Genomic DNA, 741 nt, shown 5'->3' on the forward strand with positions numbered 1-741 from the left:
AAAAAACCTTAAAAACCTGCTGTCGGAAAAGCGATTTACGTTCATAAAGGAAAATCTGCTGACAGCGGATCTTGCTCCCTTACTGGAAGGAGTGGACGTCATCTTTCATTTGGCGGCCATACCGGGAGTCCGCTCAAGCTGGGGCAATCATTTTCACCCATATGCCGCGCATAATATCCAAGCGCTCCAAAGGCTCCTCGAGGCGTGCCGGGAACATTCTATTCAAACGTTCATCTTTGCATCCACCTCTTCCGTCTATGGCGAAAAACAAGGAAAAGTCAGCGAAAACACGTCGCTTTCTACTTTATCTCCGTACGGGGTAACAAAGCTTACGGGAGAAAAGCTTTGCCATGTGTATCAACAGAGCTTTGGCATTCCAATTGTGATTCTCCGTTTTTTTACCGTATACGGGCCAAGACAGCGGCCGGATATGGCTTTTCACCGGCTCATTAAGCAGCATCTTCACCAAAAGCCGCTTACCATCTTCGGTGATGGGCAGCAGTCAAGAGATTTCACTTATATCGGTGACTGTGTCAAAGGCATCACCGCTGTTCTTGGGAAACCCCATCTTATTGGTGAAACAGTAAATATCGGCGGCGCAGAGCGTGCCTCAGTCTTAAAGGTTGTCTCCCTCATTGAGGATATTTCTGGTAGAAAAGCAACACTGCACTTTTCGGACAAAATAGCAGGGGAACCGAGCAACACGTGGGCGGATATTACAAAAGCAAAACAGCTCTTGCA

Annotated in this window: 1 protein-coding gene; it reads left to right on the plus strand. The window is 47.5% G+C overall.

The features are described 5' to 3' along the window. Positions 1-741, plus strand: a 741-nt coding sequence (locus ACWHAR_RS26605; protein ID WP_452088368.1) for an NAD-dependent epimerase/dehydratase family protein, incomplete at both ends; no start/stop codon positions are given.

The organism is Bacillus sp. LR--39 (assembly GCF_053613335.1).